Origin of the sequence: Pseudomonas paracarnis (genome assembly GCF_904063055.1) — a bacterium.
GTDB lineage: Bacteria > Pseudomonadota > Gammaproteobacteria > Pseudomonadales > Pseudomonadaceae > Aquipseudomonas > Aquipseudomonas paracarnis.
Window position 1 is genome coordinate 295407 of sequence record NZ_CAJFCN010000008.1, and the last position, 14205, is coordinate 309611.

At 58.7% G+C, this 14205-nt stretch carries 11 protein-coding genes; 6 read left to right on the forward strand and 5 right to left on the reverse strand.

Annotated elements, in window-relative coordinates; genetic code table 11:
* Positions 1-11: 11 nt before the first annotated feature.
* Together greB and JMV15_RS19030 are read right to left on the reverse strand one after the other, a co-directional pair.
* Complete coding sequence (greB, locus tag JMV15_RS19025; protein WP_014717656.1) at positions 12-491, reverse strand: transcription elongation factor GreB; 480 nt, start codon at positions 489-491, stop codon at positions 12-14.
* Between the two features lie 124 nt (positions 492-615).
* Complete coding sequence (locus tag JMV15_RS19030; RefSeq protein WP_014717655.1) at positions 616-1668, reverse strand: hypothetical protein; 1053 nt, start codon at positions 1666-1668, stop codon at positions 616-618.
* A gap of 240 nt (positions 1669-1908) precedes the next feature.
* Here JMV15_RS19030 and JMV15_RS19035 point away from each other — a divergent pair, with 240 nt between their 5' ends.
* Genes JMV15_RS19035 through JMV15_RS19045 form a run of 3 tightly spaced genes read left to right on the forward strand, consistent with a single transcriptional unit; the run spans position 1909 to position 5314 of the window.
* Positions 1909-2835, forward strand: a complete 927-nt coding sequence (locus tag JMV15_RS19035; protein WP_032874084.1) for an ABC transporter ATP-binding protein — start codon at positions 1909-1911, stop codon at positions 2833-2835.
* Positions 2832-3557: an ABC transporter permease gene (locus JMV15_RS19040; RefSeq protein ID WP_014717653.1), complete on the forward strand. Its 726-nt coding sequence runs from the start codon at positions 2832-2834 to the stop codon at positions 3555-3557. Before JMV15_RS19035 ends, JMV15_RS19040 begins: the two co-directional genes overlap by 4 nt.
* Positions 3558-3574: 17 nt before the next feature.
* Entirely contained in the window at positions 3575-5314 is a 1740-nt protein-coding gene (locus tag JMV15_RS19045) for a Gldg family protein (protein WP_014717652.1), read from the forward strand.
* A gap of 4 nt (positions 5315-5318) precedes the next feature.
* On the opposite strand, the gene JMV15_RS19050 is transcribed toward JMV15_RS19045, so the two are convergent.
* The 3 genes from JMV15_RS19050 to JMV15_RS19060 all read right to left on the reverse strand — a co-directional run bounded on the left by JMV15_RS19050 (position 5319) and on the right by JMV15_RS19060 (position 7848).
* Positions 5319-5627 (reverse strand): hypothetical protein, encoded by a 309-nt coding sequence (locus JMV15_RS19050; RefSeq protein WP_003189853.1) that lies wholly within the window; start codon positions 5625-5627, stop codon positions 5319-5321.
* Between the two features lie 260 nt (positions 5628-5887).
* A complete protein-coding gene (locus tag JMV15_RS19055) occupies positions 5888-6322 on the reverse strand; it encodes a DoxX family protein (protein ID WP_003189852.1) in 435 nt (144 codons plus the stop codon).
* Positions 6323-6426: 104 nt separating this feature from the next.
* Entirely contained in the window at positions 6427-7848 is a 1422-nt protein-coding gene (locus JMV15_RS19060; RefSeq protein WP_014717651.1) for an MltF family protein, read from the reverse strand.
* Between the two features lie 236 nt (positions 7849-8084).
* Here JMV15_RS19060 and JMV15_RS19065 point away from each other — a divergent pair, with 236 nt between their 5' ends.
* The 3 genes from JMV15_RS19065 to JMV15_RS19075 all read left to right on the forward strand — a co-directional run.
* A complete protein-coding gene (locus tag JMV15_RS19065; protein WP_032903916.1) occupies positions 8085-8891 on the forward strand; it encodes a TatD family hydrolase in 807 nt (268 codons plus the stop codon).
* Positions 8892-8987: 96 nt separating this feature from the next.
* Complete coding sequence (locus JMV15_RS19070) at positions 8988-10457, forward strand: methyl-accepting chemotaxis protein (protein ID WP_020302814.1); 1470 nt, start codon at positions 8988-8990, stop codon at positions 10455-10457.
* A gap of 222 nt (positions 10458-10679) precedes the next feature.
* Positions 10680-14205: DUF6531 domain-containing protein (locus JMV15_RS19075; protein ID WP_408003996.1), on the forward strand; the 3526-nt coding region annotated here is incomplete at its 3' end.

Here is a 14205-nt window from a genome sequence, read left to right on the forward strand (position 1 = left end):
GGTACGTGCCATCAGGCGGTCTTCACATATTCGATCTTGGTGATCCACCAGCACACCTCTCCGCCGGGGGTCTGTACGATTGCCTCGTCGTCCACCTCCTTGCGCAGCAGGGCCCGTGCCATGGGTGAGTCGATGGAAATGTAATCCATGCGATCGTAGATCTCGTCATAACCGACGATGCGAAAACGCTTGGTCTCGCCCTGTTCGTTTTCGATTTCGACCCATGCACCGAAAAATACCTTTCCTTCCTGCTCGGGCATGTACTCCACCACCCGCATGTCTTCCAGGCGTTTGCGCAGGTAACGCACCCGTCGGTCGATCTCGCGCAACAGCTTCTTGTTGTACTGGTAATCCGCATTTTCACTGCGATCTCCCAGGGAGGCGGCCCAGGTCACTTTGCGTGTGGTATCCGGGCGTTTCTCTCGCCACAGGTAATCCAGCTCTTTTTTCAGCGCTTCATGACCTTCTTTGGTAATCAGCTTGGTACTCAAACGCTTGCATCCCCAGGCAATGTCCAATGGTGCCGTTATGCCAGGGCATCATGCCCAGGCAGCGGCCGGCTGGGACTGATGATAAATGAACCCTGGAAAGTATCCAGGCCGGCGCCCCATTACCTCACCCATGCCCCTCCAGCACTTGGTCCAATTCAAGCAACGTGCCTTGCATACGCTGGCGCATACCCGACAACTGCAACATCATCATCGCCAGCTTTTCGGCCTTCTGGCTGACCTCCAGTCCCTGCTCCTGCAAATAGGTATGGCGCTGCTCAAGTTCACGGCCTTTTTCTTCCAACTGGCTCTGCTGCTGTTGCAATCGCGCCTGCCACTGTTCAAGCATTTGCTCCTTCTCTAGGACCGCGCATTTTTTTTGCGTCAGTTCCTGGGCGACTTTGGCCAGATTGCTCAGCGCGCTGTCCATTTCGAGCAAAGAGGTATGGTCCAACTGGGCAGGCGGGTCCAAGGGTTCGGGCTCAGGCTCAGGCTCGGGTGGCGCCAACCGTAGGTTGTCTGACTCAAAGTGACTGTCATCTTGTTCAACAGGAACAGACGACGCACTGGGCTCAACCTGCTCCTGCGGTATCGCGACCAGCGACCGCGCCGGTTCTTCAAGGGTGCCTTCATCCATAGGTTGCGGCGCAGTCGTGGCTGAGCGCGGATTTCGCGGCGGCGCAACCATTTGCGACGAGAAGCGAATGGACGGCACGATCACTGCGCTGCTTTCGATCGCAGGCAACGCCGGGGCCGACATGCCCAAGGTGATGACCTTCATGACCAAAGCTTTCTTGATGATCACCGAGTGATGATCCTCTGGCCTGGCAGGCGGCAACCGGCAGCCTTTCAAATCAACGAAATGAAAGGGCACCTGGGGTTCGGCAATCGGCGTTGTCTTCGAGCCGGCTGCCGCTGCCATCGTCAGGATCTGTTTGAAGACTTGCATGGCTAATTGCAGGTCCTCTTTGGAGTCAACGCCTCCCAGGAAATACCGGTCAATCTTTTTACGCAGTGCCGCGATATAGACCCTGGAGTGGCCGGGTTCTGCCTCCTCATCCAGGCTATACACCAGAAAGTTGGACGCCGTTTGCGTCACAGCAAACCCGCACAACAAGGCGCCGTTAACGGGCGTCCCTTCATCGTTGCGCTCAAGAACAAGAGTACGTAGAAGCATCATGGCAATCTGGCCTCGTTACAAAGGAGAAAACTTTATATAAACATCAGATAAACATCTGGACATTAATAAGTATTCAAAACAAAACAATTGTTTCAGCGGATTATCGGGCCGAACGTAGGATTCTTCTTATTAATCACACTTCGCGTTCCCAAGTCTTCATATTGAACGTACCCTTTTTAAAGCACTTTTCCATACCGCCGGCCTCTCTCACACGCCCTGCAAAACTTATTCGGTAAAACCATGATCGAGATAAGCAACCTCACAAAACACCTGGGCAAAACACGCGTAATCAGCAACTTGTCCTTCTGTGCCCAGCGCCAGGAGTGTGTGGGCTTGCTGGGAGAGAGTGGGGCGGGAAAAACAACACTGTTGAGCCTGATCGCCGGGACGATCAAGCCGACGGCCGGGCACATCAGTATTCAAGGCTTCAATACCCATACCCACTCAATTCAAGCCAAAAAGGTCATTGGCTATCAGCTCCAAAACGGCCTCGACCATCACACGATGCCCGTCAAAAACATGCTCAATTTCATTGCCGCCATTCGCGGCTTGAGCGGGATGGAAAAACGCAGCCAGGTGGCGCAGGTAGCCGCACGACTGGAACTGCTGCCCGTGCTCGACTGCCCCATCAACGTCCTTTCCCTTGGTTTGAAGCGCAGAGTGGCAATGGCCCAGGCGCTCCTGCATTCCCCAAGCCTGCTGCTGCTGGACGAACCCACAGAAGGGCTCTGCCCTGATCAACGCCTCAAGTTCCGGGCACTCATCCAGTCCCTGAGCGAGGAAATGACCATCATCATCGCCTCCCGCCATTACCAGGATCTGGCGGACATCTGCACCCGTGCCTTGGTTATCGCCGGTGGTCGCCTGGTGGGCGATGCCTCGCTGTCCGACTTACAGCGCAGCTCCCGGCACTTCCAGGCCGTCACCCTCGCGGCAGACGCCCCGCTGGATTTGCTCGCGTTGGCCGTATTGCCCGGCGTCGCAGGCATCGAAGAAGACCGGCATGCGCCCGGCAAGGTTACGGTACTGGCCATGCCCGGGCATTCCATCTTTCCCTCGATCAACGCGCTTATCACCCATCGCGGCTGGAACATCACCTCAATGAATCTGGAGCCGGGTCGCCTGAACGATGTCGTTCACCATCTGAGCCAAGAGGTAACACCTTGAGACTGCTACCTGTCATTTTCAAACGACAACTCGTCAGCTATGCCTGCGCCCCCAGCGCTTACCTGAGCGTGGCGGTTTTTCTCGCACTGTGCGCAGCGCTGGGACTGCATTCCAACCAATGGATGGAGCGAAACAGCAGTGATTTGCAGGCTTTTTTTGAACTGCACCCCTGGCTTTATCTCCTGCTGGTCCCCCTTTTATCGACGCAGTTGTGGTCGGATGAATCCAACGCCAGCTTTTACAACACCCTGAATGCCTTGCCTGTCACCTCGATGGAACGGGTGATCGGAAAATTCATCGCGGCATGGACTGTCTGTGGCATTGCGCTGATGCTTAACTTCCCGCTGGTGATTGCCGTGAATTATCTGGGCACACCTGACAATAGCGTTATCGCCTCACAATTCCTGGCCAGTTGGTTACTGGCGGGAAGTTATCTTTCGGTAGGTTGTTTCATCTGTGTACTTGCGAACCAACGCCTGCTGATTTTCTTTTTCACGCTCGGCTTGTTGCTGACCGCCAGTGGGCTTTCGTCAGTACTGGATGCACTTGAACAACAAGCACCGATATGGATCATCGACAGTTTGATGTCCCTGGATCCCGTTGCCCGCTTCAGCGCGATGGATAACGGCAAGCTCACACTGCAGGACAGCCTGTACTTTATCAGCATGATCGTTGCTTTTCTGTTTGCGACCACCCTCACACTCAATTATAAAAACAGCTGAGAAAAGGAAGACCACTGATGGGATCTGCTTTTCGTGCGGGTATGACACTTCTCGTCATATCACTGCTGTTTCTGGCATTCAATCTAGTCTGGGCACCCAAACTGCCCACTGTTCGCTGGGACTTTTCCGAAGAAAAAATCCACACCTTATCGCCCGCGGCGCAGCAACTGCTACTGTCACTTGAAAGCCCACTGGATCTGTATTACTTCAATACCCTCAATGCGCCGCAAAAAAGCCAGGCATTAGAACGTTATGGTCGGCGCGTGGAAGACGTGCTCAAGGCGTTCGAAAAAGCGGCAAACGGCCTGATCAACTTACATATCATTAACCCCGCTCCCTTTTCTGAAGATGCCTACAAAGCCCGCTTGTTTGGGCTTGATGACACACAAGGATTCCTTGGCCTTATCGGCACCCGTACTGGCCAGGGCGCCCAACGCATCGAAGCGTTCCGGCCTGAGCACGAGTCATTACTTGAATATGAGATCAGCCACCTGATCTATAAGTTGGGGCAGCCTGAGCGTGCCACTATCGGCCTGCTGTCGGGACTGGCGTTAGACAAATCGGCCAGCGAGTTGCTGGGGTTGATCCGCGAGCAATTCAACGTGGTGGAACTGGCTGCGAACATCGCCCAGGTTCCGTCATCCATCGCGACATTGATAGTCGTACAGCCGCACGCTTTACCTGAACGAGCCCTATATGCCATTGAGCAATCGGTATTGAAAGGCACCCAGTTGATGATGTTCCTCGACCCCGTGAGCGAGATGGGCGCTGACGCCGTGCCAGCGAACGCCAGAATGGAGGGGCTGCTGAACGCGTGGGGCATCCAAATGCCCGCGGATAAGCTGTTGGTGGATAATCTCTATGCCTCATCAGCCACGCCCGGCCCGGGAATGCCCCGGGTACTGCACCCGGCCAGGCTACACCTTCCATCACAGGCGATGACTCCAACGGATGTCAGCGCCTGGGGGCTGGACGCCGTGATGGTCTCAAGCAGCGGCGCGCTTTCCCTGGCCCCCAAGAGCCGTTCACTGTTGACCCCGCTTCTGTTGAGCTCACGGCAATCGGCCCTGCTGGACGCGAAACGCTTTGGCTCGGCGACGACATTTGACTCACTGATCGATGAAACGGCGACTTCAGGGCAGCGCCATGTGATCGCTGCGCGCGTTGAGGGGCCCGCTTACTCAGCGTTTCCCGACGGCCTCAAGGGCCAGCCGCCCGGGCTGCAAAAAGCAGAACTGATCCAGATGGTGGTCGTGGCCGACACCGACTTGCTCGCGGACACAGTCAGCCATGCACGCAACGGCAACGCGCAGTTTGTATTGAACACATTGGATAACCTGGCGGCGCCCGAAGCACTCCAGCGCATTCGATCCCGTGTCATGCGCCAACCGTTGCACAGGCTGGAACACATGCGCGACGAAGCCGCACAGGCTTATCGGAAAAATTCGCTTGAGCTCCAGCGACGACTTGAGCAGACAGAGCAAGCATGGCGCGAGTTGAACCCAGCGCACACGCGGCTTATCACCCAGGCGGTAGATACCAATACGCAGTTGCAGGTACTCAACAAGGAGCGCCTGCAGTTGCCCATCGAGTTGCATACACTCAAGGCGCAGGCCTATGCCCCGGTGCAGCGTTTCGAGCGACAGCTCAAAGGGCTGATGGTCGTGCCTCTACCGCTACTGCTGTGCCTGATTGCCGGGTTACTGTTCCTGTACCAGCGCAAGCGTCGACTCCTCGCACTGGCAACCTTTCACTAGTCGCTCAGCGACGGGCAATCAGCCCTTGCCGGGCAATGCGCGTCAGTTGGTGGATCACCTCATGGGCGTTGCTGGCACTCGGTGCCTGAATCACTGCAAGGTCGAAACTGTCGCTGGCAAAACGGGCCAGGGAATCGCCGTCTTCCACAAACTGGATCAGGAACGCCGAAGGCCGACCGGAACGGCGTGGCCAGCCGTCCAGATAACGCAGCAGTGTCGGCTGGTGCTTACCGCCCAGGAGGATTTTCGGATTGCGTTGAGTCAGGTCCGCGGTGATCGGGGCCAGGCGTATGAGGGGGCGTAGTGCATTCATCGTGTCGTGTCTCTGCCTCAAAAGTCTGCGGGCAGGTGAGAGGCAACACCGAACCAGCGCTTTAGCGGTATTTCGAGGAACGCCCTGCGTGAGCAAGCGTACTTCTGTCGGGCTGCATTGAGACCCAGTGGCGCCCCGCAATTAGCTGTTTAAATCGGCGCATGAGCAGCATCCTAGAGAAGCCTGTGGGGCAGTGTCAAGAATCCCGGGCAACGAAAAGGCCCGCATCAGCGGGCCTTTTTGTGCAGCTTGCTAAACGATCAGTGAGTGATCGCGCGGTCGACAGACAATTTGCCCGCACCTTCCAACAACACCGCCAACGCGCCACCGAGCAACGCCAGTGCGAACTCATAACCGTTGTTGGCCATGAACAGCCCGTTGTGGATGTGTACAGAGAAAATCGCCACCAGTGTCAGGAAGGTCAGGCCCAATGCAGCAGGGCGAACCAGCAAACCGATGATCAGGGCCAGGCCGGCGAAGAACTCGGTACCGCCCGACAGCAGCGCCATCAGCGTGCCCGGCGCCAGGCCGATGCTTTCCATCCATTGTGCGGTGCCCGCCAGGCCACCACCGCCAAACCAGCCGAAGAGCTTTTGCGAACCGTGGGCAGCGAAGATGATGCCGACGAAGATACGCAGAATAGTCAGGCCATAACCGGCGCGAGTGGACAGTACACGGGTAATCATTGGGCTCATGGGGGTAAATCCTTTTCCAGGTAGGGGTTGGTTGGCCGCTATATTAATCAGTTTAAGCAATGATAAAAGCCGAAATATTGCCTAATTCACATCTAAAAAATCGATTATTCACGCGATGCAACTTTAGCCGCAGGCGGCTCCAGAGACTCGCGCTCCCGATCGAACGCCAAATAATACTTGTTGACGCTATTAACATAGCTGACGCCGCCCATCCCTACCTGCTCCATGGCAATGCGTTCAACCTGGAAGAACCACTGATTGGGGTTAAGCCCACGGCGCTTGGCCTCGGTGCGCATACCTTGCACCCGCTCCGGCCCCATGTTGTACGCCGCCAGCATAAAGGCCATGCGCTCGCGCTCATTGAGCTTGGGGCTGGAGAAAAACTTGCGCCGGATCATCGCCAGGTAACGCGCCCCCGCCTGCACATTACTGTCGAGCGACTCGATATTGTTGACCCCCACCCGCTGCGCCGCCGACGGCGTGATCTGCATCAGGCCGGTAGGGCCTCCACTATTGCGTGCGCCTGGGTCCAGGGAAGACTCCTTGAACGCCAACGCCGCCAGATTCAGCCAGTCCATACCTTGCTCACGCGCATGTTTTTGCAAAACCGGGCGCAGTTTTTCCAGGCGCTGGCGGTCAGCCCGCGCCAATGGGTTACGGACCTGGTAGAGGCGTCGATAGATACGCTGGAAGGCCACATCCTGGTCGGAAGGCGTGTGATAGGTCTTGAGAAACCGATCGATGCTGGCACGCAGCATCGACGCGTCCTGACGCACAAACCAGAACTCGTCGCCTGGCTCGCTGATGACGACCTGCTTGTCAAAGCGCAACTTGGGCAGGATTTTCGACCAGCGTTGAGCAATCGGTTTTTCCACGATCGTCAGGTGAAAAATCCCGGCCTGCACCATCTCCAGGACATCTTCCACCGCCAGGCTCGGGTCAACCCATTCCACTTTCACTGGTGGGCGCTTGTGCAGGGCCAGCTTTTGATTGACCTGACTGATAGCGTCCACCGCCGCACTACCGGTGGTCAGCGTCACCGTGCGACCCGACAGTTGCTCCAGTTTGGTATACCGTCGTTCACCCTTGACGCCCACCAGCCACAACGGCACATCGCTGACAATCGGGGCGCTGGCGCTGACCTTGTGCACGCCTTTCACGTCCAGCAACTCACCGGGCGCCACCAGGTCACCTTCACCACGGGCCAGCGCACCGAGTAACTGGTCCTTGGCCTTGGGGATGATCTTGAGGTTGATGGCCTGCCCATCACGGGCATGGCCGTTGAGGTACTGCTCGAAGGCGCGTAACCGATGGTATTCGACACCGATGGCCTGGCCCTGCACTTCACCGGAACTGTTGCGGCTCTGGTTGACCAAGACGCGCAGGGTGCGGCTGGAGCGAATTTGCGCCAGGTCGCGGACCTTGCCGGGCTTGGCCACTTGCAGCGGCCCATCCAGACGTGCGACCGCCGCCATGGGCAGCAATAACGCCAGGCACAACATAAGCAACGCCGAGGGTCGGATCATCCGCTCTCCGGAAAGAAAACTGGCCAGCGCCTGTGCGAATTACGCAGTGCTGGGGGTCAGAAACAGAGCGCTTTATGCGCTGGCAAGGCGTGCAACGGCGCCAAGGTGGCAGGCAATCGGCCCACCACAATGTCGCTTGCGACGTTCAAAGACAGCGTTAACGCATTGTAGTTCTTGGTTTTTCTTATCAATCTACAGCTCTGATATGCTTTCCGGCCGCAGGCGGAGATAGCACCATGCAACTCATTGATATTGGCGTCAACCTGACCAACCCCAGTTTCGACGAGAGGCACACGGCCGTTCTCGAACGCGCCTACGCCGCTGGCGTGCAGCAATTGGTACTCACCGGCACCAGCGTCGAGGGCAGCGAACAGGCCCTGCAACTGTGTGTAAAACTCGACGAAAGCAGCCAGCGCCTGTTCAGCACCGCCGGCATTCACCCCCACTCTGCCAGCGACTGGAACAGCGACAGCGTCCAACGTCTGCGTGGCTTGCTGGGCGACAGCCGAGTGCGCGCCGTGGGTGAATGCGGGCTGGATTTCAACCGGGACTTCTCCCCTCGCCCCCAGCAGGAAAAAGTCCTCGAAGAACACCTCGCCCTGGCCGTCGAACTGCAACTGCCGGTGTTTCTCCATGAGCGCGATGCCAACCAGCGTCTGCTGGAGATCCTCAAGGACTACCGCGACCACCTGCCAGCCGCCGTGGTGCACTGCTTCACTGGCGAACAGGCAGCGCTGTTCAGCTACCTGGACCTGGATTTACACATTGGCATCACGGGTTGGATCTGCGACGAACGCCGTGGCACCCACCTGCATTCACTGGTCAGGGACATTCCCCGAGGCCGTCTGATGCTGGAAAGCGATGCGCCCTACCTGCTACCACGCACCCTGCGCCCCAAGCCGAAAAATGGTCGCAATGAGCCGGCGTACCTGCCCGAAGTACTGCGCGAAGTGGCCTTGCACCGTAACGAAACGATGGAAGATCTGGCGTTGCACAGCACCGCCTGCGCCCGCCGCTTTTTCGGCTTGCCTGCCATCGATTGATGCGGCGCATTGACCCATGTCAAAAGCGCTTTTCTGAATAGCGGCACAATAATGGCACCTTGCCAATACTGTTTCCGCTATCAGAGAAAACCTTCCATGGGTGCCTGGCTTAGCAATATCTCGCTCAAATACAAATTCTGGGCCGTCAACGCGGTCGCCTTCATCACCACCCTGCTGCTGGTGCTGTACGCGGTACAGCTTGAACAACAGGCGCGCAGCCAGGCGTCGCAAGCATCGGCCCAGGCCCAAGGACGCTTGCTCAGCGCCTGGCCAGCCGACAGAACCTTGCCCACGGGTGAGCACTGGCTCGCATTTTCCAAAGGCCAGCCCCCTGAGGATCTACCCACCCTGAGCACTGCCAACGGCTGGACTGAACTCAACCCCATGCCGTTGTTCGGTGAAAACCCGCTGATCGGCGCCGAGGTGATCAGCCGGGCCGACGGCCAGCAGGTCGCAGTCCTGGCCTACGCGCCGAGCCTGAGCCAAGTGTTCAGTGAACGCTTCACCCACTACGCCGTCGCCGTGGCAGTGCTGATGCTGGCCATGCTCGGTGCCTCGCAGTTGTTGATCCGCTTCCTGCTCAGCCAACTCAACACCCTCAAGGATGTGATGCTGCACGTCGAAAAAACCGGCGACCTGTCGGCGCGGGTGCCGTTGGCCTGCAAGGATGAAGTCGGCCAGATGGCCAGCGCCTTCAACGCCATGCAAGCCGGCTACCAGCGCGTGGTCAATACCGTGGCACGCACCGCCCGGCAACTGGACGACGGCGCCGCACGCCTGGCCAGTAGCATGAACGAGGTGCAACACGGCATGCTGGGCCAGCAAAGCGAAACCGACCAGGCTGCCACTGCCATCAACGAAATGACCGCCACCGTCTACCACATCGCCCAGCACGCGGGCGCCACCCGTGACTTGTCCCAGTCCGCCGACACTCTCGCCGGCAGCGGCCAGGCAGTGGTCACCCGGGTACAGCGCTCGATCGCCGGGCTGTCCAGCGGCGTACAGCAGACCGCCGAAATGATCCAGAAACTGGCCGAAGACAGCCAGAAAATCAACGGTGTGGTCAGTGTGATCCACAGCATCGCCGAACAGACCAACCTGCTCGCCCTCAACGCCGCCATCGAAGCCGCCCGCGCCGGGGAAATGGGCCGCGGTTTCGCGGTGGTCGCCGACGAAGTGCGCAACCTGGCCAAGCGCGTGCAAAGCTCCACCGACGAAATCACCCGCATGGTCTCGGCGCTGCAAGCCGGCACCCGCGACGCGGTGGACTTCATGCAGGAAAGCTCATTCAAGGCAGATGACTGCGTACAACAGGCCCAGGAAGCCGGCATCGCGCTGGCTGAAATTACCGGCGCTGTGGCACAGATGCGCGAAAGCAACACCCAGATCGCCGTGGCCGCCGAGCAACAAAGCCATGTCGCCGAAGAAATGAACCGCGCCGTGGTGAGCATTCGCGATGTGACCGAAAACACCGTGCATCAGACCGTGGCGTCGGCCACCACCAGCAATGAACTGGCGACGTTGGCCGGGGAGTTGAGCAAGGCGATTGGGCAGTTGAAGTTGTAAGACTGTTCCAGCTGTAATCCAACTCCTACGACCAAGCCTCGGTTTACCTGAAGTTAAGACGAAACTTCCTCGCCCCTCTCGCGAATAACGCCGACTTCTTTTACCTGACAACCGCTGCAAAGTCCCTCGCCTGATCAAACAGTGCGAGGGATTGCAGATGGTGGTGTTCGTTAGAGCCCTGATGAATGGGGCTGTCTCTTGATCTCGGTGCTGGCCAACCTGATGCTGGTGCCGATGGATCCCGAAGCGCCGAAGGTTGAGCGCGTATTCGCGGATTTCCGCACCTGCCTGAATACCTTTGATACGTGGGCCGACAGCTTTTTAAGTGGTTCGGCACTTAGCGTGGAGCAGGTGTTCAAGGTTGGGGAAGACGTCGCACTGGTCGCGCCGATCTCTTCCGACAAGCCCAGCCGCACGGTCGCTCAATGCAAAGCCCAGGGCGGGCTGACGCTGGTGCATCTGTTCGAAAGCACGCAGTTCGTGCCTATCGGCAACACGCCCGTGAGGCTGCAAGCCGTTGCACAGGACGGCAGCCCGGTAGGCGCGCCACTGCATCGGACCATTGGCCCCAGCGGCATTCTTGAAGTCAGCGACTGTAGCCGCGACCAACAGTACGAAATCACCTTTTACCCCACTGTTTCCAAGGCTCACGTCCAGGCGCTGTATGCGTCCTATGAGTCTGTGATCACCGGGCTGGAAGCGGATTTGCGCACGGCATGGGCCGAGCATTTCAAGCCTCGATGGGCAGACTTTGCCAAAGCGCCAGCCTACAAGCGTAGCGGCATTCAGGGCATTGCCTTTGCGACCGGGCTGGGCAAGGCGCTTTACAACCTGTGGGACAACATCACCGAGCTGTACGACCTGCTCGCCAACCTCAAGTCCAACAGCGAAACGTTGCTGAAATACCTGTCCCAGGCCGAGCTGGATGCACTGCTCAAGCTGGGCAAAGACACGCTGGCCAAGGGGTTGCTGGTACTCAGTGATGAGCCGCTGTTGTTTATCTACCTGTCGGCGCTGGTGGCCTGGGTACGCATGCTGCCGCCACCCGACATGTACGAACTGCTGGGTGAAATCACCGGCGAAGTGTTGATCAACTTGCTGCTGATCTGGGCCACACGGGGTATTGGAGTACAGCTGCGCCTGGGTGCTCAGGTGCTTAGTGGCGTCAAGTCCGGGCGGGCGCGGGCGTTGTTGGAGTTGCTGGCCGAGCAGGTGACGGGGCCTCGGCTGGAAACCCATGTCGAGGCCGCCAAGCCGGTGTTGCTGAGCAGTGCGGCGACGCCGATTAAGACGGTGCCGGCTGTGCCGTTGAAGGCGGGCGACACGCTGGTTTCGAACCCGGTGCCGATGGTGCGCGGCAAGGCCCAGCGCACGACGTTGGTCCGTCATGAGCCTGTCGATGATGTGCCAACTGTGGCGTCGAATCCGAAGGGCGATGCGGCGGCGCCTGCGGATAAAACAGTCACTCACGGCTGCCCGGTGTCGATGGTCACCGGCGAGGAATTGCTCACCCTCACCGACGGCGCGCTGGATGGGATCTTGCCGTTTGAGTGGACGCGGCTGTACCGCACCAGTGCGGTGGACGTTGATTGTGGGTTGGGGTTTGGCTGGAGTCATGCGCTGGCTCATCGGCTGGTGGTGTCGGGCGATTTGGTGGTGTGGACTGACCATGAGAATCGCCGTACTCAGTTTCCATTGCCCACCGACTCTCGGCCCGCGATCACCAATAGCCTGGCGGAAGCGGCGATCTATTTGGGTTCGGCGCCTGACGAGTTGGTGCTGGCCCAGGCCTCGCGTTTTTATCACTTTCGCGACGGTGTGCTGGTCTCGATCAGCGACGCGTATGACAACCGGCTGCGCCTTTGCCGGGATCGTTCAGGGCTGATTGAGCGGCTGGATAACGGCGCCGGTCGTTCGTTGCTGCTGCGTTATGAGTTGGGTCGCATCGTCGCGGTGGACTATCAGGTGCATCGCGCCAAAGGGCGTGAGCCCTACGTGTGGGAGACCGAGCAGAACCTTGTTTCCTACGCCTATGACGAACACGGACGACTGGTCTGCGCGACCAATGCTGTCGGGGAAAGCGAGCGTTATCGCTACGACGATCAGCACGTCATTCTTGAGCGGCAGTTGGCCGGTGGGGCGAGTTTCTTCTGGGCGTGGGAACGGTCTGGCAAGGCGGCGCGTTGCGTCCGGCATTGGGCGAGCTTCTCGCAGATGGACACGCGTTATGCCTGGGGCGATGACGACCACGTCACCGTGCATAACGCCGATGGTAGCCAGGAAGTCTATGTCCATGACGACCGGGCGCGCTTGGTGCAGCGCATCGATCCGGATGGCGCTCAGCATTACAAATCCTACGATGCCAAGGGCCGGCTGACCGTCGAGCAAGACCCGATGGGCGCGGTGACGGCCTATCAGTACGACGATGCCGGACGCTTGGTGGCGTTGTTTCCGGGGGATGATGAGCCGACTTCCTACGAACATGACAACGGTTTTGTTCGGGTTGTCAGGCGTGGGGAGGCGGTCTGGAAATATGAGCGCAATGTTCAGGGCGATGTCATCCGCAAGATTGACCCGGATGGCAATTCGACTGACTACAGCTATGACAAACATGGGCAATTAGTTGGGGTTTGGTATCCCGACAGCAGTTGCCAGCGGCTGGTGTGGAACGAGCGTGGGCAGTTGCTTGAAGAGCAATTGCCCAATGGTGGGCTCAAGCGCTATCGCTATGACGATTTAGGGCGACAGATTGCCCGTGAAGATGAGCATGGCGCGCAGACCGTTTATGAATGGGACAGCGTCGGTAGGTTGATTCGCCTCGTCTTGCCAGGCGGCGCCACACGAGAATTCAGCTACACCCCCTACGGCAAAATCATCGCAGAACGCGACGAACTCGGCCACGTCACCCGCTACGAATACGCCGACGGCCTGCACCTGATCAGCCGCCGCCTCAACGCCGACGGCACCCAAGTCAAGTACCGCTACGACAACGCCCGGCTGCTGCTCACCGAGATCGAAAACGAAGCCGGCGAAACCTACCAACTCGACTATCATCCCAACGGCCTGATCCGCCAGGAAACCGGCTTCGACGGCCAGCGCACCGCGTATGCCTACGACCTCAACGGCAACCTGCTGGAGAAGACCGAATACGGCGACGATAACAGTCAGCTAATCACCCGTTATCAGCGCGACCACGCCGGGCGCCTCGTACAAAAAACCCTGCCCGATGCCAGCGTTGTCGACTATACCTACGACCGCCAAGGCAACCTCCTCAGCGCCGAAGACGGCCACTGGGCGCTGGCCTACGAATACGACCGCCAAAACCGCCTCACCGCCGAACACCAAGGCTGGGGCACCCTGCGCTACGGCTACGACGCCTGCGGCCAGCTGAAAAACCTGTGCCTGCCAGACAACAACCGCGTCACTTTCAACCACAACAAAGGCGGCCACCTCGCCACGGTCGAACTCAACGGTGAAGTACTCACCTCACATCTATTCAACAGCGGCCGCGAACACCAGCGCCAGCAAGGCCAACTGCTCAGCCACTACCACTACGACGACCAACACCGCCTGCATGCCCACGCGGTCACCCAGCAACAAAACCACCTCTACCAACGCCAATACGACTACGACAAATCCGGCAACCTCACCCGCCTGCTCGACACCCGCAAAGGCGAACACCGCTACCACTACGACCCCCTCGCCCGCCTGACCCGCGCCGACCACTCCCAAGACGTACAGGAACGCT